The organism is Pseudomonas sp. lyk4-R2A-8 (assembly GCF_030209095.1).
Classification (GTDB): Bacteria; Pseudomonadota; Gammaproteobacteria; order Pseudomonadales; family Pseudomonadaceae; genus Aquipseudomonas; species Aquipseudomonas quebecensis.
The window spans coordinates 189,353-215,398 of the sequence record NZ_JARVSS010000014.1 but is presented as its reverse complement, the minus strand read 5'-3'; the positions used below and the strand labels follow the sequence as shown (position 1 = coordinate 215,398).

Below are 26,046 nucleotides of genomic sequence, written 5' to 3'. Positions count from 1 at the left end.
CTTAATCTGCAAGCACTTCGGCGCCCCCTCAGCGCCTTTTTCGATCAACACCGGGAGCCCGACCCCATGGCTGAAATCCTCGCGCTGCGTGATGCGGTAAAGCAATTCGTCAATGACGGCGATACCGTCGCATTGGAAGGCTTTACCCACCTCATACCTACGGCAGCGGGTCATGAAATCATCCGTCAAGGCAAGAAAGACCTGACGCTGGTCCGCATGACGCCCGACCTGATCTACGACCAGTTGATCGGTGCCGGTTGCGCCCGCAAGCTGATTTTTTCCTGGGGCGGCAACCCCGGCGTAGGTTCCTTGCATCGTCTGCGCGACGCGGTCGAGAAGCAGTGGCCGCAGCCGTTGGAAATCGAAGAACACAGCCACGCCGACCTGGCCAATGCCTACGTTGCCGGCGCCTCCGGCCTACCCTTTGCGGTGCTGCGTGCTTACGCCGGTTCCGACTTGCCCAAGGTCAATCCACTGATCAAGAGCGTGACGTGCCCGTTCACTGGCGAAGTGCTGGCGGCCGTGCCGTCGGTGCGCCCGGACGTCACGGTGATTCACGCGCAGAAGGCCGACCGCAAGGGCAACGTACTGCTCTGGGGCATTCTCGGTGTGCAGAAAGAAGCCGCGCTGGCCGCCAAGCGTTGCATCGTCACCGTGGAAGAAATCGTCGACGACCTGAATGCGCCGATGAACAGCTGCGTGCTGCCGACCTGGGCCCTGAGCGCGGTGTGCCATGTGCCCGGCGGCGCGCACCCGTCCTACGCCCATGGCTACAACGAGCGGGATAACCGCTTCTATCAGGCGTGGGACCCAATCGCCCGCGACCGTGAGACGTTTACTGCGTGGATCGACGACTACATCCGCGGCACTGCCGATTTCACTGAGTTCCAGGCCAAACTGGCCGCCGCCCAGGAGGCCAAGCAATGACTTATTCGACCCATGAAATGATGACCGTCGCCGCCGCGCGCCGCCTCCAGAACGGCTCGGTATGTTTCGTCGGTATCGGCCTGCCTTCCAAAGCCGCCAACCTGGCGCGCCTGACCTCGTCGCCGGATGTGGTGTTGATTTACGAGTCCGGCCCGATCGGCGCCAAGCCGTCCGTGCTGCCGCTGTCCATCGGTGATGGCGAGTTGGCGCAAACCGCTGACACCGTGGTGCCCACGGCCGAGATTTTTCGCTACTGGCTGCAGGGCGGGCGCATTGACGTCGGGTTTCTCGGCGCGGCCCAGGTAGACCGCTTCGGCAATATCAACACCACTGTGGTCGGCGATTATCACCAACCCAAAGTGCGCCTGCCGGGGGCCGGGGGGGCGCCGGAGATCGCCGGTTCGGCCAAGAGCGTGTTGATTATCCTCAAACAATCGGCGCGCTCGTTCGTCGACAAACTGGACTTCATCACCTCGGTCGGCCACGGCGAAGGTGGCGACTCGCGCAAACGCCTGGGTCTGCCAGGTGCAGGTCCCGTAGGGATTATTACCGACCTGTGCATCATGGAGCCGGAGGAGGGCACCCATGAGTTTGTGGTCACCACGCTGCATCCCGGCGTGACCCGCGAACAGGTGGTGGCCGCCACCGGCTGGGCGATTCGCTTCGCCGAGCAGGTCGGCACTACCCCCGAACCCACCGTCGTCGAGCTGACCGCGTTGCGCGATCTTGAAGCCCGCACCGCCGCCGCCCACGGCCAAACCCCGGGAGAAGCCTGATGCGCGAGGTATTTATCTGCGACGCCGTTCGCACCCCCATTGGCCGCTTTGGCGGTGGTTTGTCCAGCGTGCGTGCCGATGACCTGGCGGCGCTGCCGATCAAGGCGTTGATGGCGCGCAACCCGTCGGTGCAATGGGACGCGGTCGATGAGGTATTCCTCGGCTGCGCCAACCAGGCCGGCGAAGACAACCGCAATGTCGCGCGCATGGCGCTGCTGCTGGCCGGCCTGCCGCAGAGCGTGCCCGGTGTGACCCTCAACCGTTTGTGCGCTTCGGGCATGGAAGCCATCGGCACCGCGTTTCGTGCCATCGCCAGCGGCGAAATGGAGCTGGCGATTGCCGGTGGCGTCGAGTCAATGTCCCGTGCGCCTTTCGTGATGGGCAAAGCCGATGCCGCGTTTTCGCGCAACATGACGCTGGAAGACACCACCATCGGCTGGCGTTTTATCAACCCGTTGATGAAAGCCCAGTATGGCGTGGATGCGATGCCGCAGACCGCCGACAACGTGGCCGACGACTACAACGTCTCCCGTGCCGACCAGGACGCGTTCGCCCTGCGCAGCCAGCAACGTGCGGCTGCCGCGCAAGCCGCCGGCTACTTTGCCGAGGAAATCGTACCGGTGCGGGTCGCCCATAAAAAAGGCGACACCGTGGTGGAGCGCGATGAGCATCCACGGGACACCACCCTGGAAGCCCTGACCACGCTCAAACCCGTCAACGGCCCGGGCAAGACCGTCACCGCCGGCAATGCCTCGGGAGTCAACGACGGCGCGGCGGCGCTGATCCTGGCGTCCGCCGAGGCCGTGCGACAACACGGTTTGACCGCCCGTGCACGCGTATTGGGCATGGCCAGTGCCGGTGTGGCTCCGCGCGTGATGGGTATTGGCCCGGTGCCGGCGGTGCGCAAATTGTTGGCGCGTCTGGACCTGGCGGTCAGCGACTTCGACGTGATCGAACTCAACGAAGCCTTCGCCAGCCAAGGCCTGGCCGTGCTGCGTGAACTGGGCCTGGCCGACGATGCGCCGCAGGTCAACCCGAACGGCGGCGCCATCGCCCTTGGTCATCCGTTGGGCATGAGCGGCGCGCGGCTGGTGTTGACGGCCCTGCATCAATTGGAAAAAACCGGCGGCCGCAAAGGCCTGGCAACCCTGTGCGTGGGTGTCGGCCAAGGCCTGGCCCTGGCGATCGAACGCGTCTAAGCCTAATAAGAGAGGATGGCTCCATGAGTGATAAGCCCGGTTACCGGCGCCCCCAGGCGGGCACCCAGCCTGACTACCTGCACCCGGCATACCAGTCGACGAACCTGCGTTCGCCGTCCAAGCCGTTGGTGTTTCTGCCTCATTCCTTGTCGGAAATCACCGGCCCGACCATTGGTGCCGAGCGGATCGGCGAGCAGGACAACGACCTCACCGCCCAGCACGACGGTGAGCCCCAGGGCGAACGCATCATCATTCACGGCCGCGTGCTGGATGAAAATGGCTTGCCGGTACCGGGCATTCTGGTGGAGATCTGGCAGGCCAACGCCGCCGGGCGCTACCACCACCCGCGCGACCTGCACGACGCGCCGCTGGACCCCAACTTCACGGGCACCGGGCGCACGGTCACCGACGCCGAGGGCTGGTACCAGTTCCAGACCATCAAGCCCGGCGCCTATCCGTGGGGCAATCACCACAACGCGTGGCGCCCGGCGCATATTCACTTTTCGCTGTTCGGCCCCAGTGTGCTGACGCGGTTGGTGACGCAGATGTATTTCCCCGGCGACCCGCTGCTCGAATACGACCCGATCTACAACTGCGTGCCGGACACCCGTGCCAAGGAACGTCTGATCGCGCGTTTCGACCTGGAAAAAACCATCCCTGCCTATGCCCTCGGCTACCGCTGGGACATCGTCCTGCGCGGCCGCGACGCCACGCCGATGGAGAAATAAGATGACACTCAACGCGACCACGTCCCACACCGTCGGGCCGTATTACCACATCGGCCTGACCTGGCTGAACCGCGAGGACCTGACCACCGCGGCCACCCTCGGCGAACGCGTGGCGATCAGCGGGCAGGTGTTGGATGGCAATGGCGAGGTGGTCAACGACGCCATGCTGGAAGTCTGGCAGGCCAATGCCGCCGGCAAGTACGCTCACCCCGAGGACGAGCAGGACAAAGCCCTCGACCCGAACTTCGACGGCTTCGGCCGCGTGCCGGTGGACGCCGAAGGGCGCTTCCGGTTTACCACCATCAAACCGGGCAGCGTGCCCGGACTGAAGGGCACCACCCAGGCGCCGCATCTGGTGGTGCTGGTGTTTGCCCGTGGGTTGGTGAAGCACCTGCTGACGCGGATTTACTTCGACGGTGAGGCGCTGAATGGGGATGACCCGTTGCTGGCCTGTGTGCCGGCAGAGCGACGGGGCACGTTGATTGCCACGCCGGGTGAGCACGGTGTGTATCAGTGGAATGTGATTTTGCAGGGGACCGATAAGGAAACGGTGTTCTTCGATTATTGAGTTGCTTGTTGGGGCCTCATCGGGGGCAAGCCCCCTCCCACAGTTGATAGGTGGTGCGATCAAAATGTGGGAGGGGGCTTGCCCCCGATGAGGCCGGCCCAGGCACTGCCTGCCTTCCTGAAAGTCTGCTTGCGGAACATGGTTGTTGCAAAGTATGTCTAGGCTATAACCGTTCCCATTGAGTAAAAAAATCATGACCACAAAAACCAGTCATTACACCGGAGAAGAACGCAGCAAACGGATCTTTGCGATTGTGGGGGCGTCCTCCGGCAACCTGGTCGAATGGTTCGACTTCTACGTCTATGCCTTCTGCGCCATCTACTTTGCCCCGGCGTTTTTTCCGTCGGACAACCCCACCGTGCAATTGGTCAACACCGCCGGGGTATTCGCCGCCGGTTTCCTGATGCGTCCCATCGGTGGCTGGCTGTTTGGCCGCGTGGCGGACAAGCACGGGCGCAAGAACTCAATGATGATCTCGGTGCTGATGATGTGCGCCGGCTCGCTGGTCATCGCGTTCCTGCCGACTTACAACGACATTGGTGTGTGGGCGCCGATCCTGCTGCTGCTGGCGCGCCTGTTCCAAGGCCTGTCGGTGGGCGGTGAGTACGGCACCACCGCCACCTACATGAGCGAAGTGGCGCTCAAGGGCCAGCGCGGGTTTTTCGCCTCGTTCCAATACGTAACGCTGATCGGCGGCCAGTTGCTGGCGGTGCTGGTGGTGGTGATTCTCCAACAGTTCCTCACCGAAGAAGAGCTGCGCGCCTGGGGCTGGCGCATCCCGTTTGTAATCGGTGCCATCGCGGCGGTGATCTCGCTGCTGCTGCGTCGCACGCTCAAGGAAACCACCAGCAAGGAAATCCGCGAAGACAAAGACGCCGGCAGCATCGCCGCATTGTTTCGCGACCATAAGGCGGCGTTCATTACGGTGCTGGGGTACACCGCCGGCGGTTCGTTGATTTTTTATACCTTCACCACGTATATGCAGAAATACCTGGTGAACACCGTCGGCATGCACGCCAAGACGTCGAGCTACATCATGACCGGCGCGCTGTTCCTCTATATGTGCATGCAGCCGGTGTTCGGCATGCTGGCGGACAAGATCGGCCGGCGTAATTCGATGCTGTGGTTCGCGGGCCTCGGCACATTACTCACCGTTCCTATCCTGCTCACCCTCAAGACCGTCGCCAGCCCGTTCCTGGCGTTCGTGCTGATCACATTGGCATTGGCCATCGTCAGTTTCTACACCTCGATCAGCGGCCTGGTGAAAGCCGAAATGTTTCCGCCACAGGTGCGCGCCCTCGGTGTCGGCCTGGCGTATGCGGTGGCCAATGCGGTCTTTGGCGGTTCGGCGGAGTTCGTCGCGCTGGGCCTGAAATCCATGGGGATGGAAAACACGTTCTACTGGTACGTCACGGCGATGATGGCGGTGGCGTTCCTGTTCAGCCTGCGCCTGCCCCGGCAGGCGGCGTACTTGCACCACGATCTGTAATCGGAAGTAGGAAAGCCTTATGACATTGCGCACGAGCAACCAACTGTTCGACGCCTATTTCACCGCCGACAGCATGGCTGAGGTGTTCTGCGACCACGGCCGCTTGCAAGGCATGCTCGACTTTGAAGCCGGCCTGGCCCGGGCGCAGGCTCGCGTGGGGTTGATTCCGCCAGCGGCGGTGGCGCCGATTGCCCAGGCATGTCTGGCGTCGCTGTACGACGTTGACGCCCTCGGCGTAGCCATCGCCTCGGCGGGCAATTCGGCGATCCCGCTGGTCAAGGCCTTGGGCAAACTGATTGCCAGTGAAGACGCCAACGCCGAGCGCTATGTGCACCTGGGGGCCACCAGCCAGGACGTGATGGACACCGGCCTGGTGCTGCAACTGCGGCGCGCCCTGGTATTGATCGAAAGCGACCTGGCGCAATTGGGTGAAGTGCTGGCCGCGCAAGCCCAGCGCTATGCCGCCGTGCCGTTGGCCGGGCGCACCTGGTTGCAGCATGCGACGCCGGTGACCCTGGGTATGAAAATCGCCGGTTGGCTGGGTGCGGTGACCCGTTCCCGGCAACGTCTGGCCGAACTCAAACCGCGCCTGCTGGTGCTGCAATTGGGCGGCGCATCCGGCACCCTGGCCGCCCTGGGTGAACAGGCCATGCCGGTAGCCGAAGCCCTGGCCGCCGAATTGCGCCTGACGTTGCCCGAACAACCCTGGCACACCCAGCGCGATCGCCTGGTGGAGTTCGCCAGTGTGCTGGGCCTGATCGCCGGCAGCCTCGGCAAACTGGGCCGGGATATCAGCCTGCTGATGCAGACCGAGGCGGCGGAAGTGTTCGAGCCTGCGGCGCCGGGCAAGGGCGGTTCTTCCACCATGCCGCACAAACGCAACCCGGTCGGCGCCGCCGTACTGATCAGCGCCGCCACCCGCGTACCGGGCCTGGTGGCCACAATGCTCAGCGCCATGCCCCAGGAGCACGAGCGCAGCCTGGGCCTGTGGCATGCCGAGTGGGAAACCCTGCCGGACATTTGCCGGTTGGTCTCCGGCGCGTTGCAGCAGGCGCTGCTGCTGAGCCGAGGCTTGGAGGTCGATCCGGCGCGCATGGCCCACAACCTTGATTTGACCCAGGGTCTGGTGCTGGCCGAGGCGGTGAGCATGGTGCTCGCCCAGCGCCTGGGCCGCGAAACCGCGCACGATTTGCTCGAGCGCTGCTGCCGGCGCGCGGTTGCCGAGGGACGCCATCTGCGCGCGGTATTGGCCGATGAGCCGCAGGTGAGCGCCGAACTGTCCGCCACCGAGTTGGATCGCCTGCTCGACCCGGCCCATTATCTGGGCCAGGCGCACACCTGGGTTACCCGCGCCGTGACCGACCATTTTGCATTGAGTGCCTGAGGAGACTGCTGTGGCTTTTGTACAACTCGCCGAGGGCGACCTGCATTACCAACTGGAAGGTCCTGTCGATGCGCCGGTGCTGGTGCTGTCCAATTCATTGGGCACCAACCTGCGTATGTGGGATATCCAGATCCCGGCGTTCACCGAGCATTTTCGCGTGTTGCGTTACGATACCCGTGGCCATGGCAAGTCGCTGGTGACCGAGGGGCCTTACCGCATCGAGCAGTTGGGGCGCGATGTGCTCGCGCTGCTGGATGCGCTGCAGATTCCGCGCGCGCATTTCTGTGGCCTGTCCATGGGCGGCCTGATCGGCCAATGGCTGGGGATCAACGCCGGCGAGCGCCTGCAGCGGCTGGTGGTGTGCAACACCGCCGCCAAGATCGGCACGCCCGAGGTGTGGAACCCACGCATCGAGACGGTGCTGCGCGATGGCCCGGATGCGATGGTGGCCTTGCGCGATGCATCGATCGCGCGCTGGTTCACCCCCGACTTCGCCGCCGCCAACCCGCACCAGGCCAAACTGATCACCGATATGCTCGCCGCCACCTCGCCTCAAGGCTACGCCGCCAACTGCGCGGCCGTGCGCGATGCGGACCTGCGCGGGGCGTTAGCGTCGATCCAGGTGCCGACCCTGGTTATCGCCGGCAGTGAAGATGCCGTCACCCCGCCTGCCGGTGGCCACTTTATCCAGCAACAGGTCAAGGGCGCCGAATACGCCGAGTTCTATGCCGCGCACCTGTCCAACGTCCAGGCCGGTGCTGCGTTCAGTGACCGGGTGATTAAATTCCTGCTGTGCCGCTAAGGAGCTTTTCGTGGACGAGAAACAACGTTATGCCGAGGGTCTGCAGGTGCGCCGCGACGTGTTGGGGGACGCCCATGTCGACCGCAGCCTCAATGCCCTCACCGAGTTCAACAGCGAATTCCAGGAGATGATCACCCGTCATGCCTGGGGCGATATCTGGACCCGTCCCGGTCTGCCCCGGCACACCCGCAGCTTGATCACTATCGCCATGCTGATCGGCATGAACCGCGGCGAAGAACTCAAGCTGCACCTGCGCGCCGCCGCCAGCAACGGCGTGACCCGCGCCGAGATCAAGGAAGTGTTGATGCAGAGCGCGATCTATTGCGGGATTCCAGCGGCGAATGCGACTTTTCACCTGGCCGAGTCGGTATGGGACGAGCTGGGCGTTGAATCCCGCCAGGGCTGACAGATGGGCGCCACGCCGGGTCAGTGGGAATCCGAGTCCCATACCCAGTTCCACACACCCGGCAGGTGCACGGCTTCATTCACATCCTTGACGGTACGGGCCAGTGCGGCGCGTTGCAGTGCGGCGTGGTCGGTGTAGAAAGGCTCGGCGGCGGTGTGCATGCCGTTGATGCGGGCACTGTCCAGCAGGATCTGCAAGTACTCCTGCAGGTGCCGCGCGGTGTAGCGGTTGATGTCGTGGAAGGTCACCACCACCGGGATCACGCCGTCCACCGTAGGCAATTCGCCCAGGGCGATACGTTCGCGCACCACCGACAGTTGCCGGTACAGGTTGGCGCGCCGCCTCGGGCTGGCGTTGAAGCCCCAGATCTTGCCGTCATTGGCGCTCAGGTCCGTGAGCAGTACCTGCATGCCGTGGCGCTGGTAGGCGGCGAAGGTGCGGCGGTCGTAATTCCAGAACGGCGGGCGTACCAGTCGCGGCGGTGCGCCGGTGATGGCGGCGATATCGGCCGCGCCCTGGGTGAGGGTGCGTTCCAGTTCGGCATCGTTGAGCCAGCGGTGGTTGGTGTGGAAAGTGGTGGCGGTGTGAAACGCCAGCACATGCCCGCCGGCGTACTCACGCTCCATGGTCTTGCGACCCCGCGAACTGCCGCCTGCGCGCGCGGATTCGGTCTGCAGGAAAAACACCGCCTTGATGCCCGGCAGCACGGGGTTGCGCGCCAGGTCAGCGATCACCGAGCGGGTCGGATTGTTGTAGCCCGAAGCGCTGGGGCCGTCATCGAACGTCAACAGAAAGCGGATCGGCGCCTGGGCTTGCAGGCGTTGCTCAGTCTGCGGCGTCAGGGCGATGGGCGCGCCGATGCAGCCGCCGAGGCTCAGGGCCAGGGCCAGCACGGCAGCGGCGAAAGCATAGAGTTTCATGGTGGGCACGGGCTCGGCAAAGAGGCCGCTGCTGGGCGAATCAGCAGCGGCAGGCGCGCACCATACAGCAAGTGCCGCGCCGGTTTACAGCAGGCTGATCGGGTAACTGACGATCAGCCGGTTTTCATCGAACTCGTTGTTGCTGTAGTCGCGGCGCATGCTGGAATTGCGCCAGCGTACTGTAAGGTTTTTCGCCGCACCGCTTTGCACGGTGTAGCCCACTTCGCTTTCGCGCCCCCATTCCTTGCCATCGGTAACGGTGCCGCTGTACACATTGCTGCCGCTGATATAGCGGTTCATCAGGGTCAGGCCCGGCACGCCGAGGGCGGCGAAGTTGTAGTCGTGGCGCACTTGCCAGGATTTCTCCCGGGCGTTGTCGTAGCTTGAGTTGTAGCTGTCGTTGGCCAGGGTGCCGCCGCTGGTGCCGTTGACGCGCATCCATGCACTGTCGCCGCTGAGCTTTTGCAGGCCCACATAGAACGTGTTGCCGCCGTATTTGGCCGAGAACAGGCCGGACCAGGTTTGATTGTCCAGCTCGCCCGCGCGGGCGCTGCCGTCTTGCTTGCCGTAGAAGAACCCCAGGTTGGCGCTCAGGGTCCAGTCGCCCACAGGCTGGCTGTGGATCAGGTTGACGAATTGCTGGCGGTAAATGTCCTTGAGCTGAGCGTTCCACAGGCCGACCTAGGTGCGTTTGTCGTTGAACGCGTATTCAGCGCCCTGGAAGTTGAAGCGGTCCGAGGTGAACGCGGTTTTGCCGACCATCGACATGTCCGACAGGCTACTGTCGTCGCGTGGGCTGTTGGCGCGGAACTGGCCGCCATACAGGGTCAGGCCGTCGATTTCCTTCGACGTGATCTGCCCGCCGCGCAAGGTTTGCGGCAGGGAGCGGCCATCGTCGGCGCGCAGGATCGGCAGCACCGGCATCCACTCGCCCACCTTCAGCTCGGTCCTGGACAGCCGTGCCTTGAACGCCACGCCCAAACGCCCGAAGTCATCGGCCGGGCGACCGTCGTGATCCAACGGCAACAGCTGGGTGCCGCCGGTGCCGCGTCCGCCGTCGAGCTTGAGCGAATACAGCCCCAGCACGTCCACGCCGAACCCCACCGTGCCCTGAGTGAAGCCGGATTTGGCGTCGAGAATAAAACTCTGCGTCCATTCCTGGGCGCCGCCCTGGGTTTTGCTCGGGTTGGTGAAGTTACGGTTGAAGAAGAAATTACGCAGATTGAGGTTGGCGCCGGCGTCTTCGAAAAAACCGTGCTCTTGGGCGACGGCAGGCAGGGCAAGACTGGCGACAGCGATGGCCAGCAGCAGCCGGCGCGGATGGAAAGTGCTCATTGTGGCGGACCTGTTGTTATTGGGGTTATGCAGGTGGCGGCCATGGTGCGCGGGGCTGCGGGCGCGCTTCAATCGGGGGAGGGCGGGTTGTGGGCGGTGATCGAACGCAAGTTGCCGGGCGCTGGGGCCCGGCAGGCGGGCTCAGCGTTTGGGCAGGTCGATGTGGGTCCAGGGGAACGCCGGCAAGTAATGCTGGGCCGCGACGATCACGGCCACCATCACCACCAGGAACACCACTTGCCACGGGCTCCAGAACGCCCAATGCAGGCCGTTGAGCCACGGGTAGCCTTCGCTGAAGCGTTGGCTCATATGGCCGATGCGTTTTTTGTGCAACAGGTTGATCAGTACCATGCCGGCATAGGTGAACGCGCCGAGTACGCCGAGCATCAAGCCGCAGGCCACCAGCATGATCGCCTGCGGCACGCCGTGGCGGATCACCAGCCAATAGTCGTTGGGGTTGAGTCGCTTGGGGATCAAGCGCTGGCTCAGCCACAAGTCCAGCACTCTGTAGGTCGAACTCATCCCGGCCCACAGCTGCGTGACGCGAAAGCCGATGCCGGCCGGCACCAGTGCCATGAACATAAAGATCGACACCGACATCAAGTCCAGTTTGTCGGGCCCGGAGTGGGCGATGCTCAGGCCGATACCCAGGGCGAACACGGCCCACAACCGGATAAATACTTGGGTATAGATCGGCCGTGGCACGAATTTGCGCCAGAAGAACAGGTCAGGTTGAGGCAGCCGCTCGATCAGTTGCGGGTAGCGCCAGGTCAACGTTTCGGCCAGGTGCTGGCAGGCGTTCCATTCGTTGTCGCCGAAGGTATCAATGATGCGTTTTTGTTGCGTGGCGGACATCGGCGTCAGCAGCAGGCGCGCGGCCAGGGCGTCGGCGGAGTTGCGTCGGGTGTCCTGGGCTTTCTCCTGCAGATGAGCGAAGAAACTCTCCTGCTCGCAGCGCGACACCAACTGGCGCCACATCCATGCCGGTTCCGGGTAAACGCCTTTCTGGTCATCCCAACCAAACGCCTGGCACACCCGTTCGAACAGCGGCACGCTCCACTGGGTGTCATGCAGCAATTGCAGAACGATGCGTTGCCACTGTTGCTGCAGGTCGAATACCTGCAACCAGGCTTGGCTGTTGTACTGCGTCAATTGGCGGATGAACTCGCGTTCGGCCTGCTGCTCCAGCAGCTCTTGCAAGGTGCGGCGGTAGTCCTGCAACAGTTCGCCGGTCAGCGCCTCGTACTGCCAGGCGGTCATCGCCACCTGCTGCCACGGCGTCAGCCATTCCAGGTGCTGCGCGGCCCATTGGGCGATGGCGCTGCGTTCGCCGGGGGCAGTGAAACAATGGCGCAACAGGCCGGCCTGGAACGCGTCGGCGCAACCCTGTTGCCGAGCCTGCGCCCAGCGTTCATCGAGGTTATGGGCATTGAGGCCGCAGATCAGCGCCTCGGCTGGGTCTGGCGCGGGGGCGTCGAACGGCGCCGGGCTGAGGGGGCGCACGTCCATCAGTTCGGCCAGGTCGCTGAGATTGCCGGGGGCCGCTTCGGCCGGCGGTGCCTCGACGGCAATCTGCTCGTCGTTGTCCACGCGCCAGCGCGCTTCGCTCAGTGCCTCTTCATAGGCCTCGCGCAGGCGCTGGAAGCCGACGGCATCCTCGTCCGGGCGGCAGCTTTTGAGCAAGCGTGCATAGCTGCGCTTGATGGTGCGCTCGTCGGCATCTTCCGGCAGCTGCAATACGGTCCAACAATCCATGGGAGGTTTCCTCAGCGCCAGAACCCGTTATCGAGCTGCTCCAGTTGCCGGGTCAGTTCGCTGCGGGCTTCGCGGATGCGGCGTTCGTCCTGGGTATCGAGCACCTGCTGGAACTGCGCGGCCCAATGCCCAAGCTGTTCGCGCAGCTCACCCAGGCTTTCCTGATAGAGCCGTTCAAGGCGCGCGGTCAGGACGGTGTTGACCTGCTGGTCGCGCGGATGAATCTTCAGCAGCGCCAGGGCTTGCAGGCGTTGCTGGATTTCCTGCGCGCTTAGCACGCCGGGATTGTTCTCGATCACCAGGGAGTGCTGCTCGCCGGTCAGCGGGATATTCACCTGGGCTTCGAGCAGGCCGTTGTTGTCGTAGGTGAAGCGCACGTCCAGCGAGACTTCGCCGGCCTTGCGCTTGGGCACGGCGATTTCCAGCTGGCCCAGTTCGATGTTGTCTTTTACCAGGCGGCTTTCGCCCTGGTAGATCTTCAACAGGACGCGGCTCTGGTCGTCATGCAGGGTGACCACGCTTTTGACCCGGCTCACCGGCACGCTGCTGTTGCGTTCGATCAAGGGCAGGTACAGCCCGCTCTCGATGTGGCCGCCGTACTGGTTTGAGGTTTCGATGCCGAGGGTGTAGGGGCACACGTCGGTCAGCACGACTTCTTCCAGCGCGGCGGAACGCGCCTTGAGCGCGGCCTGGATCGCGGCGCCGTGGGCGACCACCTGGTCGGGGTCGAGGCTGATGGACGGGAAGCGCCCGAACAGCCCGGCGGCGAGTTTGCGCACCAGTGGCATCCGCGTGGTGCCGCCCACCAGCAGGATTTCATCCAGGTCACTGACACGGATGCGCGCATCGCGTAGGGCACGCTCGATCGGTGCCCGCAGGCGCTCGAGCAGCGGCGTGTAGAGCTTGGCCAGTTCCTGTTGGCTGATGGTCTTGACCCACTGTTGGCCGTCGACGCGCAGGGTGAAATCGGCGCTGTCATCCTGGCCCAACGCCTTGCGCACACGCTCGGCCTCGCGGCGCAGGGCCTGCAGCACGCTGCTGGTGGGTGGAAAACCCTGGGCGTTGCGCTGGCTGTCGACGAAATGCTCCAACAGCAGCGTGTCGAAGTCTTCGCCGCCCAAAAAGTTGTCACCGGCGCTGGCGCGCACCTCCATCACCCCGTCGAACAGCTCGATGATCGACACGTCAAACGTGCCGCCACCGAGGTCGAACACCAGGAACGAGGTTTCTTTGTCGCGTTGATGCAGGCCGTAGGCGAGGGCGGCGGCGGTGGGTTCGTTGATCAGTTTTTCAACGTTGAGCCCGGCCAGTTCACCGGCAATGCGCGTGGCTTTGCGTTGGCCGTCGCTGAAGTAGGCAGGCACGCTGATCACGGCTTCGGTGACGGCGTGGCCGTAGGTGCGTTCGATGTCTTCTTTCAGGCTCTTGAGCACCAGCGCCGAGAGTTCTTCCGGGCGAAACGAACGGTCGCCCAGGCGCACCTCGGTGGCACTGCCCATATAGCGCTTGAACAGCGACGTGGTCAGGTGCGGGTGCGTGTGCAGGCGCTCCTTGGCGGCCTGACCGACCAGCACGCGGCCCTGGTCGTCCAGCCCAACCACGCTCGGGGTCAGTAACTGGCCGAGGGCATTGGGCACCAATTCGGCGGCATCGCCGCGCCAGACCGCTGCGAGACTGTTGGTTGTCCCCAGGTCGATTCCTACGATCATTACGACAAGCTCCCTCTGTGGTCTGTAAGAATCTGTGACAGATTTTACCGCGAAAGGTTGAAGGGAATGCAAGGCGGATGGCTGACGGGGCGAGTGATGCGGCGATTGGGCAAAGCGCCGTCGCCAAAAAAAACCGCCTCCTGTGAGGGAGGCGGTTTTTTATGACAACGCCGTTATCAGAACGCCTTGAACGCCGGCGCTTCTTCTTTCAGCGGTTCGTTCTTCGCGGTCTGCTCATTCCAGCCACCGCCTAGGGCTTTGTACAGGTTGACCTCGCTGGTCAACTGCGCCAGACGGTCGGTGATCAGCGATTGCTGAGCGCTGAACAGCTGGCGCTGGGCATCGAGGAACGTCAGGTTGCTGTCGACACCGATGCGGTAGCGACGCTCGGCCAGGCGGTAGTAATCCTGGTTGGCCTCGACGAAACCGCGCTGGGCTTCCAGTTGCTGCTTGTAGGTCGCCCGCGCGGCGAGGCCGTCGGAGACTTCCTGGAAGCCGGTCTGGATCGCCTTCTCGTAGTTCGCCACGTTGATCTCTTTCTGGATCTTCGAGTAGTCCAGGCTGGCACGCAGGCTGCCGGCGTTGAAGATCGGGATGTTGATCTGCGGGGCGAACGACCAGGTGCCCGAGCCGCCCTTGAACAGGCCGCCCAGGTTCGGGCTGGCGGTGCCGGCGCTGGCGGTCAGGCTGATGCTTGGGAAGAACGCCGCGCGGGCCGCGCCGATATTGGCGTTGGCGGCCTTGAGGTTGTACTCGGCCTGCACAATGTCGGGGCGACGTTGCAGCAGGTCCGAAGGCAGGCCGGCCGGTACTTCGCTGAGCAGGTTATCCGACAGCGGCTGGCTGGCCAGATTGGCCGGCAGGCCGGTACCCAGCAGCAGGGTCAGGTTGTTTTCGTCCTGGGCCACCTGGCGGGTGTAGCGCGCCAATTGCACGCGCGCGTTCTCCACCGAGGTGCGCGCCTGGCTCAGGTCGAGGGCCGAGGCCACGCCGACTTCGTTGCTGCGCGAGGTGAGTTTGAAACTTTGCTCGAACGCGCCAAGGGTGTCCTGGGTCAGCTTGAGCAGTTCCTTGTCGGCCTGCCAGGTCAGGTAGGCGTTGGCCACGCTGGCCACCAGGCTGATCTGGGTGCTGCGCCGCGCTTCTTCCGTGGCGAAGTACCTTTGCAGGGCTTCTTCACTCAGGCTGCGCACGCGGCCGAACAGGTCCAGCTCATAGGAACTGATTCCAAGGCCGACCGAGTACTGGCTGGCGATCCTCGATTCGCCGGTCTGCGACAGGCGAGCCGGGGTACGCGAGCGTTCGCCGCTGCCCGTGGCCGATACGGCCGGGAACAGGTCGGCGCGCTGGATGTTGTATTGCGCGGCGTAGGCATCGATGTTCAGGGCCGCGACACGCAGGTCGCGGTTGTTCACCAGTGCGGTCTGGATCAGTTGCTGCAGGGCAGGGTCATGGAAAAACTGCTTCCAGCCTTGCTCGGCGGCAGCCTGGCCCGGCGCCTGGGCCGACGAATAGGCCGGCCCCTGCGGGTATTGCGCCGCTACCGGCGCTTCGGGGCGCTGGTAGTCAGGGATCAGCGAGCAGCCACTGAGCACGAATGCTGTGACGGCCAGGGAAAGTAGCGACTTGCTCATTGGCCAGCCTCTTTAGAAGTTTGCTTGGTTTCGGGTTCTTTGCGGTTGCCGATGGCCGACACGGTGGCGAAGAACAGCGGCACCCAGAAGATTGCCAGGACAGTGGCCGTGATCATACCGCCGATCACGCCGGTACCGATGGCGTGCTGGCTGCCTGAACCGGCACCCGAGGAGATCGCCAGCGGCAGTACGCCGAGGATGAACGCCATGGAGGTCATGATGATCGGACGCAGACGCATGCGAGAGGCTTCGATGGCCGACTCGACGATGCCCTTGCCTTGTTCGTGAAGCTCTTTGGCGAACTCCACGATGAGGATGGCGTTTTTCGCCGCCAGACCCACCGTGACCAACAGGCCCACCTGGAAGAACACGTCGTTGGACAGCCCGCGCATGCTGGTGGCGATCAACGCACCCACCACGCCCAGCGGCACCACCAACACGACTGCGATCGGAATCGACCAGCTTTCGTACAGCGCCGCGAGGCACAGGAACACCACCAGCAGCGACAGCGCGTACAACGCCGGTGCCTGCGAGCCGGACAAGCGTTCTTCGTACGACAGGCCTGTCCACGCATAGCCCACGCCCGCCGGCAGTTGCTTGGCGATGCGCTCGACTTCGGCCATCGCTTCACCGGTGCTGTGGCCCGGTGCCGGGGTGCCGAGGATTTCCATCGCGGCCACGCCGTTGTAACGCGAGAGCTTCGGCGAGCCGTAGATCCACTTGCCGGTGGCGATGGCCGACAACGGCACCATCTTCCCGGAGTCGCTGCGCACGTACCACTTGTTCAGGTCTTCTGGAGACATGCGGCTGGCGGCGTCACCTTGCACGTACACCTTCTTCACACGACCACGGTCGATGAAGTCGTTGACGTAACTGCCACCCAGGGCAATCGCCAGGGTCTGGTTGATGTTGGACAGGGAAATGCCCTGGGCGCTGGCCTTCTCGTCGTCAACGGTGAGCTCGTATTGCGGCTCGTCGTTCACGCCGTTGGGGCGCACGCCGGCCAGGATCTTGCTCTGTGCCGCCATGCCCAGGAACTGGTTGCGCGCGGCCATCAACTTCTCATGACCGACACCGCCCTGGTCCTGCAGGAACACGTCGAAACCGGTGGCGTTACCCAATTCCAGTACCGACGGCGGCACGATGGCGAACACCATGGCGTCCTGGAACGTCTGCATGAAGTAGCCCTGGGCACGTTTGGCGATCTCGAACACCGAAGTGGACGCATCACGCTCGTCCCACGGCTTGAGCATCACGAAAGCCAGGCCCGAGCTTTGGCCACGACCGGCGAAGTTGAAGCCGTTCACGGTAAACACCGATTTGACGCCTTTGCCTTCGCCTGGCTCACCTTCCTTGTCGTTGAGCAGGAAGACGCGCATGTCGTCGATGACTTTCTGCGTACGTTCCGCGGTGGAGCCGACCGGTGTCTGCACCTGGGCAAAGATTACGCCCTGGTCTTCGTCGGGCAGGAACGCCGCGGGGATGCGCATGAACAGCCAGATCATGCCGGCGAAGATCAGCAGGTAGACCAGGAACGCCGGGATCTTGTGCTTGATCATGTTGCCCACGCCGCGCTCGTAGCTCACCACGCTACGGTCGAAGGTGCGGTTGAACCAGCCGAAGAAACCACGCTTGGGTTGGCCGTGCTTTTCGGGGTCGATCGGTTTGAGCATGGTGGCGCACAGCGCCGGGGTGAAAATCAGGGCAACCAGTACCGACAACGCCATGGCCGAAACGATGGTGATGGAGAACTGTTTGTAGATCACACCGGTGGAACCGCCGAAGAACGCCATTGGCAGCAGTACCGCCGACAGCACCAGGGCAATACCCACCAGGGCGCCCTGGATCTGGGTCATGGACTTGACCGTCGCTTCTTTAGGCGACAAGTGCTCCTCGGCCATCACCCGCTCAACGTTCTCCACCACCACGATGGCGTCGTCCACCAGCAGGCCGATGGCCAGGATCATGCCGAACATGGTCAGGGTGTTGATGGTGAAACCGAACGCCGCGAGGATGCCGAACGTACCCAGCAGTACCACCGGAACGGTCATGGTGGTGATGATGGTGGCGCGGAAGTTCTGCAGGAACAGGAACATCACCAGGAACACCAGCACGATCGCTTCGACCAGGGTGTGCACCACACCGGAGATCGATTCGGTCACTACCGGGGTGGTGTCATACGGCACCACTGCCTTCATGCCTGGCGGGAAGAACGGCTCCAGGGACGCCACGGTGGCGCGGATGGCCTTGGCGGTGTCCAGGGCGTTGGCGCCGGACGCCAGCTTGATCGCCATGCCGGAGGCCGGTTTGCCGTTGAACTGCGCACTGATGCTGTAGGTCTGGCCGCCCAGCTCGATGCGCGCGACGTCCTTGAGGCGAACCTGCGAGCCGTCGGTGTTGACCTTCATCAGGATGTTGCCGAACTGCTCTGCGGTCTGCAGGCGTGTCTTGCCGATGATGGTGGCGTTCAGCTGAGTGCCGGGCAGGGCAGGCAGGCCGCCCAATTGGCCGGTGGCCACCTGCACGTTCTGTGCGGAAATGGCGGTGCTGACGTCGACCGGAGTCAACTGGTAGTTGTTCAGCTTGGCCGGGTCGAGCCAGATACGCATGGCGTACTGGGAACCGAATACCTGGAAGTCACCCACGCCGGCTGTCCGCGAGATCGGGTCCTGGATGTTGGACACGATGTAGTTGGACAGGTCGTCCTTGGTCATGCTGCCGTCTTCGGACACCAGACCGATCACCATCAGGAAGTTCTTCACCGACTTGGTCACGCGGATCCCCTGCTGCTGTACTTCTTGCGGCAGCAGCGGGGTGGCCAGGTTCAGCTTGTTCTGCACCTGAACCTGGGCGATGTCCGGGTTGGTACCCTGGTTGAACGTCACGGTGATGGTCATGCTGCCGTCGGAGTTACTGTCCGAGGAGACATAACGCAGGTTGTCGATACCGTTGAGCTGTTGCTCGATCACCTGCACCACGGTGTCCTGCACGGTTTGTGCGGACGCGCCTGGGTAGGTCACCTGGATATCGATAGCGGTCGGCGCGATGGCCGGGTATTGGTTGATGGGCAACTTCAGGATCGACAGTGCCCCGACCAGCATGATCACCAGGGCAATCACCCAGGCGAAAATGGGACGGTCGATAAAAAATTTCGACATGGGTTACTCCCCTTTGCCAGCAGCGGCAGCAGGAGCGGCGGTACCGGCGGGCTTGGCGTTGTCCGCGTCCTTGACCTTGACCTCGGCGCCCGGCTTGACGTACTGCAAGCCTTCTGTGATGACACGGTCACCGGCGTTCAAGCCTTTCTCCACCAGCCAGTAGGCACCGGCGGTACGGTTGGCCACCAGTTCACGTTGCTCGACCTTGTTTTGCGCGTTGACGATCAACGCCGTCGGAGTGCCTTTAAGGTCGCGGGTCACGCCTTGCTGCGGGGCCAGGATCGCCTTGCTGTTCACGCCGGCTTGCAATTGGGCGTGTACGAACATGCCCGGCAGCAGGGTGTGGTCAGGGTTGGGGAACACAGCGCGCAGGGTCACGGAGCCGGTGGTCTGATCGACCGACACTTCGGAAAATTCCAGTTTGCCGTCGTGTTGATAGTCGCTACCGTCTTCCAGGGTCAGCTTGACCTTAGCCGCATTGGCGCCGGCTTTTTCCAGTTGGCCGCTTTCCAGGTCGCGGCGCAGCTTCAGCATTTCGGCCGAAGACTGCGTGACGTCGACGTAGATCGGGTCCAGTTGCTGGATGACCGCCATGGCATCGGCCTGGCCATTGCTGACCAGCGCGCCTTCGGTCACCGAAGAACGGCCGATACGCCCGGAGATCGGCGCGAACACTTTGGTGTAGCGCACGTTGATCTGGGCGGTTTGCACGTTGGCTTCGGCGGTCATGCGATTGGCGACGGCGGTGTCGTATTCCTGGCGGCTCACGGCCTGCTCATCCACCAACTGCTTGTAGCGGTCGCTGATGGATTTGGTCTGGCTCAGGGTGGCCTGGGCGCTTTTCAGAGTGGCCTCATAGACCGACGGGTCGATCTGATAAAGCTGCTGGCCTTCCTTCACGTCCGCGCCTTCTTTGAACAGGCGCTTGAGAATGATGCCGTTGACCTGCGGGCGAACTTCCGCGATGCGAAAGGCCGTAGTGCGGCCAGGGAGTTCGGACGTCAGGGTAAAGGCTTGCGGTTGCAGGGTGACCACGCCGACCAGAGGGATTTGAGCGGGCGGAGCCGCTTCTTCCTTTTTACATCCGCTGAGCAGCGATGCCAGGGCGACGGCAGTGACCAGAGCGGTAACAGCTGGCTTAAGTTGCATGAAGATCCTCGGGTCAGGCGCGCAGAGTGCGCACAAGAAGTGTGGAAGGGTAAAAAACGAGCCGTGAGTAGATAAGTAGCTTGCTACGCAATATACTTACGTTCATGGTTGTTTGTAAACTCTTGACAGGTTTCGCGCGTTGTTGACAAAGCAGCGGCCAAAGCCTCGATTTTAGTACGTTCGGTGCCCATGACGGCGTCGTCCCACAATTATTCAGATGATCGATACCGTCTATTAACACAGCATTATCGATAGTCCTAAGTGTTCTGATTGAGGTTTTACTGCCATGGTTCGTCGCACCAAAGAGGAAGCTCAGGAAACGCGCAGCCAGATTCTCGATGCCGCCGAGCAAGCCTTTTACGAGCGTGGCGTCGCGCGGACCACGCTGGCGGACATCGCCGCACTGGCCGGCGTAACGCGAGGCGCTATCTATTGGCATTTCAGTAATAAATCCGATTTGCTCCAGGCGCTGCTCGATACGCTGCACGAGCCCTTGGACGAGTTGGCCCGGGCCAGTGAAAGCGAGGATGAACTCGACCCGCTGGGCTGTATGCGCAAGCTGCTGATTCGTTTGTTCCATCAAGTGGCCCTGGACCCGAAAACCCGACGCATCAATGAGATCTTGTTTCATAAGTGCGAATTCACCGACGAAATGTGCGACATGCGCCGCCAGCGCCAAACGCATAGCCTGGAATGCAACCTGCGCATCGGCCTGACACTGCGTAATGCGGTCCATCGCGGGCAACTTCCGGAAAACCTCGACACCACGCGTGGCGCGGTGTGCATTCATGCCTACATCAATGGGCTGATCGGCCAATGGCTGCTGGTCCCCGACAGCTTCCAATTGCAGCAGGAAGCCGAACGCTGGGTAGAGGCAGGGCTGGACATGCTGCGCTTGAGCCCAAGCCTGCGCAATTGAGACAAAATGCGTAATTGCGTCCAGTTGTGTCAACAGTAAAGCCTAAGGACGGTCAATCGTCCTTCTGACTTATTCGTGGGGTGACTTTATATACGGGCTGGCCGGCGCTTGATAGGTAGCCGCCTAAGTATTTTGTAGGGAATTTGTTGCAGGGCTGTGAAGGAATGTTACACAGGCAACGACGGGGCAAACATGTGGGAGGGGACAGGCCCCTCCCACATTTAGTTTGTGTCTCAGGCGATTACAGCGGCAGGGTCGGGTAGTCGATGTAACCCACCGGGCCTTTGCCATAGAACGTCTCCGGATGCGCTTCGTTCAGCGGGGCATCGGCCTTCAGGCGAGCCGGCAGGTCCGGGTTGGCAATGAACGGCACGCCAAACGCCACCGCATCCGCCTTACCCTCGGCCAGCCACGCGTTGGCGCTGTCTTTAGTGAAGCGTTCGTTGGCGATATACGCGCCGCCGAAGGCTTTTTTCAGCTGTGGACCGAGGCTGTCGGCGCCTTCTTTCTCGCGCGAGCAGATAAACGCGATGCCGCGTTTGCCCAGCTCAGTGGCGACGTAGGTAAAGGTCTGCGCCAGGTTGGCGTCGCCCATGTCGTGCGCATCGGCGCGGGGTGCCAGGTGCACGCCCACGCGGCCAGGGCCCCACACGTCGATGGCCGCATCGGTCACTTCCAGCAGCAGGCGCGCGCGGTTTTCCAGGGAGCCGCCGTACTGATCGGTGCGCTGGTTGGTGCTGCTCTGCAGGAACTGGTCGAGCAGGTAGCCGTTGGCGCCGTGGATTTCCACGCCGTCAAAGCCTGCAGCCTTGGCATTCTCGGCACCGGTGCGGTAGGCGTCGACGATGTCGGCGATTTCAGCGGTTTCCAGGGCGCGCGGGGTCGGATAGTCGGCCAGCGGACGCACCAGGCTGACGTGGCCCTTGGCCTGGATCGCACTCGGTGCCACGGGGGTTTCGCCGTTCAGGTAGGACTCGTGGGAGATCCGGCCGACGTGCCACAGTTGCAGGAAAATCTTGCCGCCCGCGCCGTGTACGGCCTTGGTCACGTTGGCCCAGCCACGTACCTGGTCGTTGGACCAGATGCCCGGGGTGTCCGGGTAGCCTACGCCCATTGGCGTTACGGAGGTGGCTTCGCTGAGGATCAGCCCGGCGGAGGCACGCTGCACGTAATACTCGGCCATCAGCGCGTTGGGCACGCGGCCGGCGTCGGCGCGGCAGCGGGTCAGCGGGGCCATGATGATGCGGTTCGACAGCTCCACGTCACCCAGTTTGATCGGATCGAAAATAGTCGTCATCGCACAATACCTTCTTTATTACATTGATCAGTTGGTCGCAGGGGCCAGGTCGGCATCGCCGCTCTGACGGAAAGTTATCAAGGTCACCACAAGGGCAAGGATCGCCAGGGCAGCGGCCGCCAGCGGCACACTGGTCAGACCGAAACCATGGGCGATCACGCTGCCGCCGACCCAGGCGCCGAGGGCGTTGCCGATGTTGAACGCGCCGATGTTCAAGGTGGACACCAGGTTCGGCGCGGCCTTGCCAAAGGTCACCACGTTGATCTGCAGCGCCGGTACGGCGGCGAACGCGGCGGTTGCCCAGAGGAACAAGGTGATTTCGGTGGGGATCACGGCGACGCTGGTCCAGCTCAGCGCGGTGGACACCACGGCCATGCTGATAAACACGCCGATCAGAGTGGCTGCCAGGCGCTTATCCGCGAGCTTGCCGCCGATGATATTGCCGACGGTCAGGCCCAGGCCGATCAGCAGCAGGGTCCAGGTCACGCCTTTGGGCGATACACCGGTGACATCGCCCAACAGCGGCGCCACGTAGGTGAAGAGGGTGAACATGGACGCCGCGAACAGGGCGGTCATGCTCAGCGACAACCAGATACCGGCGCCTTTGAGGGCGGCCAGTTCGGCGCGCATGTCGAGCTTTTCTTCGTCGCGCTTGGCCGGCAGGAAACGAATCAGGCCGATCAACGCCACCACGCCGATCACCGTCACCGCCCAGAAGGTCGAGCGCCAGCCGGCTTGCTGGCCCAGCGCAGTGCCCAGGGGAACACCGAGCACGTTGGCCAGGGTCAGGCCGGTAAACATCAAGGCCACGGCCGAGGCCCGCTTGTTGGCCGGCACCAGGTTGGCGGCGACCACCGAACCAATCCCGAAGAAGGCGCCGTGGCACAGCGCGGTGACCACGCGAGCGAACATCAGCACGTTGTAGTCGCTGGCCAGGGCGCAGAGCAGGTTGCCAATAATGAAAATCCCCATCAACGCTACCAGGGCGGCCTTGCGCGGCAATTTAGCCGTGGCCAGCGCCATAAAGGGCGCACCAATGGCCACGCCCAGGGCATAACCGGTGACCAGCCAGCCGGCGCCCGGGATCGATACGCCGAGGTCCGCCGCCACATCGGGCAGCAGGCCCATGATGACGAACTCGGTGGTGCCGATGGCGAAGGCGCTCAGGGCCAGGATGAGGAGCGAGAGGGGCATTTGCGGGGTCCTTTTACAGCGGTTCGGCGCTGAGTTCAGTGATGAGCGCTGTGAGGAAGGCTTGGATCACTTCCTCATTGCGTTTGAAAAAGTGCCACTGCCCGGCCTTCTGGCTGCTGATCAGACCCGCGCGTTGCAAGGTGGCCAGGTGGGCCGACACGGTCGACTGGGACAAGCCGCAGCGTTGGTCGATCTGCCCGGCACAGATGCCGTACTCGTGGTTGTGCAATTGCTCGGGGAATTGCACCTTCGGGTCTTTGAGCCAGGTGAGGATGTCTCGCCGTACCGGGTGCGCCAGGGCTTTTATTATTTCGTCGAGGTCGATGGACATGGCAGTGTGCTCGGTGTTGTAAAGCGTTTATCGCGATGAGGCGAACTTTAAATCGGTATATCCCGATATACCAATACGATTTTGCTCTGAGGTCAGGCTGAATCGGTATATCGGGTTATAACGATACGTTAAGCGCAGTGCTAGACTGCGCGCCATGAATTATCTCGCACATCTGCACCTGGGCGGCCAGTTGCCCGCGCAACTGCTGGGCAGCCTGTATGGCGACTTCGTTAAAGGCCGTCTGCAGGGCCAGTTCAGCCCATCCATTGAAGCGGCGATCCAGTTGCATCGTTCGATCGACCGTTTTACCGACAGCCATCCGTTGGTAGGGCAGGCGTTGTCACGCTTCAGCCTGACCCGTCGGCGCTATGCCGGGATCGTTCTGGACGTGTTCTTCGATCACTGCCTGGCGCGGGATTGGGCGTTGTATGTCGACCAGCCGCTGGAAGACTTCACTTCGCGGGTGTACCGGGTACTGGCGGCCGAACCGGCGTTACCGGGGCGGTTGGCGCAGATTGCGCCTTATATGGCAGCGGACGATTGGCTGGGCTCATACCGCGAGTTTGCGGTGATAGAACACGTGCTGCGCGGGATTTCGCGGCGGCTGACGCAACCTGAGGAATTGGGGCACGCGATGCAGGAGTTGCGACTTTTATATGAACCGTTGAGTGAAGACTTCCGGCGCTTCTACCCTCAATTGCAGGTGTTCGCACAGGCTCAACTGACGCCGTAAAACTAAATGTAGGAGGGGCTTGCCCCTCCCACATGGTTTCAAGCAGCGAACGCTGGTCGCGCCGCTACCGGTTCAACTTCAGCGATCGGCCCGAACAACGCTTTCTGCACCGCCTGCTGCGCCTGGAACGCCAGGGCGGCACGCTCCTGCCCGGCGCAGGCAATCGGTGTGAGTACGTGGATTTCCACATCGCCCTGATCATTGGCAAACAACCGCATCAGGTGCGAGAGCAAATCGTCATCGCCAATGAACGGCGCCAGCGGGTCCACCTGCCCATCGCGCAGGTAACGGATCGCCACCGGTTGCAGCGACACATCCGCATCGATCGCGCTGGCCAGCAGGCGCCCGTGGAAGGTGCGCAGGCTGCGGCCGTCGGTGGTGGTGCCTTCGGGGAACATCAACAGTGGATGTTGCTGCTCCAGATGCCGGGTCATCTGCTTGCGGATCAATTGGCTGTCGCCCGAGCCCCTGCGGATAAACAGGCTGCCGGCCTTCGCCGCCAACCAGCCGGCGACCGGCCAGGTGCGCACTTCGGCCTTGGACAGAAACGACATCGGCGCAACCATGCCCAGCAGCGGTATGTCGGTCCAGGACACGTGGTTGCTCACCCATAGCATCGGTTGCGTCGGCAACTGGCCATGAACCGTCACGCGAAAGGGCAGGGCGTTGGTCAGCCGGGCCATGAAGAACCGCGACCAGCGCTGGCGGCGCACCATCGAATTGGCCACGCCCAAGCGTTCGAAAAGGCCAAACACGCTGGCCATGCTCAAGCCCAGCGCCACCACCAGCAGCACGCGGGCGATGCGCCCGTATACACGCAGGCGGCTCATCACATGGCCGCCTTGAAGTGGCGCGCATAGCGCGGGCACAACTCGTCGCGCTTGAGCAGGATAAACACGTCGGCGACCTGGAAGTCTTCGTCCCAGCACGGCTCGCCGCAGATCTTCGCGCCCAGGCGCATATAGGCCTTGAGCAGCGGCGGCATTTCGGCGATCACGTTGGACGGCAGATCCAGGGCCGGCAGCGGCTTTTTCGGCTCGGCGCGCAGGTGTTCGTTGCACAGGTAGCGTTCGCGCAGGCGCTGCATGATCGCATGGGCCTGGATGCCGCCGTCGTGCATCGGAATGCTCGCGCAGCCCATCAAATAGCTGTAGCCGCCCTGGTTGAGCACCTCGGCCAACTCGCCCCACAACACCGCGATGGTGCCGCCGTTGCGGTAGGCCGGGTCGACGCAGGTGCGCCCGATTTCCAGGATCGGGCCCTTCAGGTGGAGCAGGCCATGCAGGCTGAATTCTTCTTCGCTGTAGAACCGGCCCAGGGTGCTGGCGGCCTGGTGGTCGAGCAAGCGAGTGGTGGCTACCAGTCGACCGGTGTTCAAGTCCCGCACGCCGATATGGCTGCAGTGCACATCATAGTCATCCATGTCCAGGCCGTGTTCCGCGCCTTTCAGCTTGGCGTTGAACTCGCCGCTGAATACGTTGAACCGCAGGGCCTGGGCTTCCTGCAAAGCCTGGGCGCCGATCAGGCGTTCGGCTTGCAGACGGCGTTCATTGCCGGTGTCGCTGATGCGGGCGATCTGAGTCATGGCGAGTCTCCGAGTGCCGGCCACGTTTCGGCCGGTCGACTTTGTTGT

General features: G+C 63.0%; 22 protein-coding genes and 1 pseudogene. 11 read left to right on the top strand and 12 right to left on the bottom strand.

Annotated features, from left to right (window positions below; genetic code table 11):
• The first annotated feature begins 66 nt into the window (after positions 1 to 66).
• The 9 genes from QRN10_RS15480 to pcaC all read left to right on the top strand — a co-directional run bounded on the left by QRN10_RS15480 (position 67) and on the right by pcaC (position 8,279).
• On the top strand, positions 67 to 927 hold the full coding sequence (locus QRN10_RS15480) for a CoA transferase subunit A (protein WP_181081549.1): 861 nt from the start codon (positions 67 to 69) through the stop codon (positions 925 to 927).
• On the top strand, positions 924 to 1,703 hold the full coding sequence (locus tag QRN10_RS15475) for a CoA-transferase subunit beta (protein ID WP_181081548.1): 780 nt from the start codon (positions 924 to 926) through the stop codon (positions 1,701 to 1,703). Before QRN10_RS15480 ends, QRN10_RS15475 begins: the two co-directional genes overlap by 4 nt.
• Positions 1,700 to 2,902, top strand: a complete 1,203-nt coding sequence (gene pcaF / locus QRN10_RS15470) for a 3-oxoadipyl-CoA thiolase (RefSeq protein WP_253512070.1) — start codon at positions 1,700 to 1,702, stop codon at positions 2,900 to 2,902. The genes QRN10_RS15475 and pcaF overlap by 4 nt, the downstream gene beginning before the upstream one ends.
• 23 nt (positions 2,903 to 2,925) lie before the next feature.
• Entirely contained in the window at positions 2,926 to 3,630 is a 705-nt protein-coding gene (gene pcaH / locus QRN10_RS15465) for a protocatechuate 3,4-dioxygenase subunit beta (RefSeq protein WP_253511044.1), read from the top strand.
• 1 nt (position 3,631) lies between these two features.
• On the top strand, positions 3,632 to 4,198 hold the full coding sequence (pcaG, locus tag QRN10_RS15460; RefSeq protein ID WP_253511048.1) for a protocatechuate 3,4-dioxygenase subunit alpha: 567 nt from the start codon (positions 3,632 to 3,634) through the stop codon (positions 4,196 to 4,198).
• Between the two features lie 193 nt (positions 4,199 to 4,391).
• Complete coding sequence (locus tag QRN10_RS15455; RefSeq protein WP_181081545.1) at positions 4,392 to 5,687, top strand: MFS family transporter; 1,296 nt, start codon at positions 4,392 to 4,394, stop codon at positions 5,685 to 5,687.
• A 19-nt stretch (positions 5,688 to 5,706) separates the two neighbouring features.
• Positions 5,707 to 7,071 carry a 3-carboxy-cis,cis-muconate cycloisomerase gene (locus QRN10_RS15450; RefSeq protein WP_181081544.1) on the top strand — a complete coding sequence of 455 codons (1,365 nt, stop codon included), beginning with the start codon at positions 5,707 to 5,709 and terminating at the stop codon, positions 7,069 to 7,071.
• A 10-nt stretch (positions 7,072 to 7,081) separates the two neighbouring features.
• Positions 7,082 to 7,873 carry a 3-oxoadipate enol-lactonase gene (pcaD, locus tag QRN10_RS15445; protein ID WP_181081543.1) on the top strand — a complete coding sequence of 264 codons (792 nt, stop codon included), beginning with the start codon at positions 7,082 to 7,084 and terminating at the stop codon, positions 7,871 to 7,873.
• Positions 7,874 to 7,883: 10 nt separating this feature from the next.
• Positions 7,884 to 8,279, top strand: coding sequence for a 4-carboxymuconolactone decarboxylase (gene pcaC / locus QRN10_RS15440; protein WP_181081542.1), 396 nt, complete (start codon positions 7,884 to 7,886; stop codon positions 8,277 to 8,279).
• Between the two features lie 20 nt (positions 8,280 to 8,299).
• On the opposite strand, the gene QRN10_RS15435 is transcribed toward pcaC, so the two are convergent.
• From QRN10_RS15435 to QRN10_RS15405, 7 genes and pseudogenes are all read right to left on the bottom strand, one after another.
• A complete protein-coding gene (locus tag QRN10_RS15435; protein WP_285428661.1) occupies positions 8,300 to 9,199 on the bottom strand; it encodes a polysaccharide deacetylase family protein in 900 nt (299 codons plus the stop codon).
• Positions 9,200 to 9,283: 84 nt separating this feature from the next.
• A pseudogene (locus QRN10_RS15430) lies at positions 9,284 to 10,534 on the bottom strand (OprD family porin).
• Between the two features lie 141 nt (positions 10,535 to 10,675).
• Positions 10,676 to 12,289 carry a J domain-containing protein gene (locus tag QRN10_RS15425; protein WP_181081539.1) on the bottom strand — a complete coding sequence of 538 codons (1,614 nt, stop codon included), beginning with the start codon at positions 12,287 to 12,289 and terminating at the stop codon, positions 10,676 to 10,678.
• Positions 12,290 to 12,300: 11 nt separating this feature from the next.
• Complete coding sequence (locus QRN10_RS15420; RefSeq protein WP_285428660.1) at positions 12,301 to 13,998, bottom strand: molecular chaperone HscC; 1,698 nt, start codon at positions 13,996 to 13,998, stop codon at positions 12,301 to 12,303.
• A gap of 176 nt (positions 13,999 to 14,174) precedes the next feature.
• On the bottom strand, positions 14,175 to 15,632 hold the full coding sequence (gene adeC / locus QRN10_RS15415) for an AdeC/AdeK/OprM family multidrug efflux complex outer membrane factor (RefSeq protein WP_181081537.1): 1,458 nt from the start codon (positions 15,630 to 15,632) through the stop codon (positions 14,175 to 14,177).
• Positions 15,629 to 18,790 (bottom strand): efflux RND transporter permease subunit, encoded by a 3,162-nt coding sequence (locus QRN10_RS15410; RefSeq protein ID WP_285428659.1) that lies wholly within the window; start codon positions 18,788 to 18,790, stop codon positions 15,629 to 15,631. The genes adeC and QRN10_RS15410 overlap by 4 nt, the downstream gene beginning before the upstream one ends.
• A 3-nt stretch (positions 18,791 to 18,793) precedes the next feature.
• Positions 18,794 to 19,939, bottom strand: a complete 1,146-nt coding sequence (locus QRN10_RS15405; RefSeq protein WP_181081535.1) for an efflux RND transporter periplasmic adaptor subunit — start codon at positions 19,937 to 19,939, stop codon at positions 18,794 to 18,796.
• A gap of 286 nt (positions 19,940 to 20,225) precedes the next feature.
• Here QRN10_RS15405 and QRN10_RS15400 point away from each other — a divergent pair, with 286 nt between their 5' ends.
• A complete protein-coding gene (locus QRN10_RS15400) occupies positions 20,226 to 20,858 on the top strand; it encodes a TetR family transcriptional regulator (protein ID WP_181081534.1) in 633 nt (210 codons plus the stop codon).
• 241 nt (positions 20,859 to 21,099) lie between these two features.
• Here QRN10_RS15400 and QRN10_RS15395 read toward each other — a convergent pair whose 3' ends face one another.
• Genes QRN10_RS15395 through QRN10_RS15385 form a run of 3 tightly spaced genes read right to left on the bottom strand, consistent with a single transcriptional unit; the run spans position 21,100 to position 23,680 of the window.
• Positions 21,100 to 22,155 carry an alkene reductase gene (locus QRN10_RS15395; protein ID WP_253511065.1) on the bottom strand — a complete coding sequence of 352 codons (1,056 nt, stop codon included), beginning with the start codon at positions 22,153 to 22,155 and terminating at the stop codon, positions 21,100 to 21,102.
• Positions 22,156 to 22,182: 27 nt separating this feature from the next.
• Positions 22,183 to 23,349: an MFS transporter gene (locus QRN10_RS15390; RefSeq protein WP_181081532.1), complete on the bottom strand. Its 1,167-nt coding sequence runs from the start codon at positions 23,347 to 23,349 to the stop codon at positions 22,183 to 22,185.
• A 13-nt stretch (positions 23,350 to 23,362) separates the two neighbouring features.
• The gene (locus QRN10_RS15385) at positions 23,363 to 23,680 is read right to left on the bottom strand and encodes an ArsR/SmtB family transcription factor (RefSeq protein WP_181081531.1); all 318 of its coding nucleotides are present in this window, start codon (positions 23,678 to 23,680) and stop codon (positions 23,363 to 23,365) included.
• A 154-nt stretch (positions 23,681 to 23,834) separates the two neighbouring features.
• Here QRN10_RS15385 and QRN10_RS15380 point away from each other — a divergent pair, with 154 nt between their 5' ends.
• Positions 23,835 to 24,413, top strand: a complete 579-nt coding sequence (locus QRN10_RS15380) for an acyl carrier protein phosphodiesterase (RefSeq protein WP_285428658.1) — start codon at positions 23,835 to 23,837, stop codon at positions 24,411 to 24,413.
• Positions 24,414 to 24,451: 38 nt separating this feature from the next.
• Here the strand turns inward: QRN10_RS15380 and QRN10_RS15375 are convergent, their stop codons facing one another.
• Positions 24,452 to 25,243 carry a lysophospholipid acyltransferase family protein gene (locus QRN10_RS15375; RefSeq protein WP_181081529.1) on the bottom strand — a complete coding sequence of 264 codons (792 nt, stop codon included), beginning with the start codon at positions 25,241 to 25,243 and terminating at the stop codon, positions 24,452 to 24,454.
• Positions 25,243 to 25,998 (bottom strand): L-ornithine N(alpha)-acyltransferase, encoded by a 756-nt coding sequence (olsB, locus tag QRN10_RS15370; protein ID WP_034096335.1) that lies wholly within the window; start codon positions 25,996 to 25,998, stop codon positions 25,243 to 25,245. The genes QRN10_RS15375 and olsB overlap by 1 nt, the downstream gene beginning before the upstream one ends.
• Between the last annotated feature and the right edge of the window lie 48 nt (positions 25,999 to 26,046).

What these genes read in the sequence shown, in the direction of transcription:
- QRN10_RS15480 (WP_181081549.1), top strand. Translation starts at nt 67, where the DNA reads ATGGCTGAAATCCTCGCGCTGCGTGATGCGGTAAAGCAATTCGTCAAT.
- QRN10_RS15475 (WP_181081548.1), top strand. Translation starts at nt 924, where the DNA reads ATGACTTATTCGACCCATGAAATGATGACCGTCGCCGCCGCGCGCCGC.
- pcaH (WP_253511044.1), top strand. Translation starts at nt 2,926, where the DNA reads ATGAGTGATAAGCCCGGTTACCGGCGCCCCCAGGCGGGCACCCAGCCT.
- pcaG (WP_253511048.1), top strand. Translation starts at nt 3,632, where the DNA reads ATGACACTCAACGCGACCACGTCCCACACCGTCGGGCCGTATTACCAC.
- QRN10_RS15455 (WP_181081545.1), top strand. Translation starts at nt 4,392, where the DNA reads ATGACCACAAAAACCAGTCATTACACCGGAGAAGAACGCAGCAAACGG.
- QRN10_RS15450 (WP_181081544.1), top strand. Translation starts at nt 5,707, where the DNA reads ATGACATTGCGCACGAGCAACCAACTGTTCGACGCCTATTTCACCGCC.
- QRN10_RS15435 (WP_285428661.1), bottom strand. Translation starts at nt 9,199, where the DNA reads ATGAAACTCTATGCTTTCGCCGCTGCCGTGCTGGCCCTGGCCCTGAGC.
- QRN10_RS15425 (WP_181081539.1), bottom strand. Translation starts at nt 12,289, where the DNA reads ATGGATTGTTGGACCGTATTGCAGCTGCCGGAAGATGCCGACGAGCGC.
- QRN10_RS15420 (WP_285428660.1), bottom strand. Translation starts at nt 13,998, where the DNA reads ATGATCGTAGGAATCGACCTGGGGACAACCAACAGTCTCGCAGCGGTC.
- adeC (WP_181081537.1), bottom strand. Translation starts at nt 15,632, where the DNA reads ATGAGCAAGTCGCTACTTTCCCTGGCCGTCACAGCATTCGTGCTCAGT.
- QRN10_RS15410 (WP_285428659.1), bottom strand. Translation starts at nt 18,790, where the DNA reads ATGTCGAAATTTTTTATCGACCGTCCCATTTTCGCCTGGGTGATTGCC.
- QRN10_RS15405 (WP_181081535.1), bottom strand. Translation starts at nt 19,939, where the DNA reads ATGCAACTTAAGCCAGCTGTTACCGCTCTGGTCACTGCCGTCGCCCTG.
- QRN10_RS15400 (WP_181081534.1), top strand. Translation starts at nt 20,226, where the DNA reads ATGGTTCGTCGCACCAAAGAGGAAGCTCAGGAAACGCGCAGCCAGATT.
- QRN10_RS15395 (WP_253511065.1), bottom strand. Translation starts at nt 22,155, where the DNA reads ATGACGACTATTTTCGATCCGATCAAACTGGGTGACGTGGAGCTGTCG.
- QRN10_RS15390 (WP_181081532.1), bottom strand. Translation starts at nt 23,349, where the DNA reads ATGCCCCTCTCGCTCCTCATCCTGGCCCTGAGCGCCTTCGCCATCGGC.
- QRN10_RS15385 (WP_181081531.1), bottom strand. Translation starts at nt 23,680, where the DNA reads ATGTCCATCGACCTCGACGAAATAATAAAAGCCCTGGCGCACCCGGTA.
- QRN10_RS15380 (WP_285428658.1), top strand. Translation starts at nt 23,835, where the DNA reads ATGAATTATCTCGCACATCTGCACCTGGGCGGCCAGTTGCCCGCGCAA.
- QRN10_RS15375 (WP_181081529.1), bottom strand. Translation starts at nt 25,243, where the DNA reads ATGAGCCGCCTGCGTGTATACGGGCGCATCGCCCGCGTGCTGCTGGTG.
- olsB (WP_034096335.1), bottom strand. Translation starts at nt 25,998, where the DNA reads ATGACTCAGATCGCCCGCATCAGCGACACCGGCAATGAACGCCGTCTG.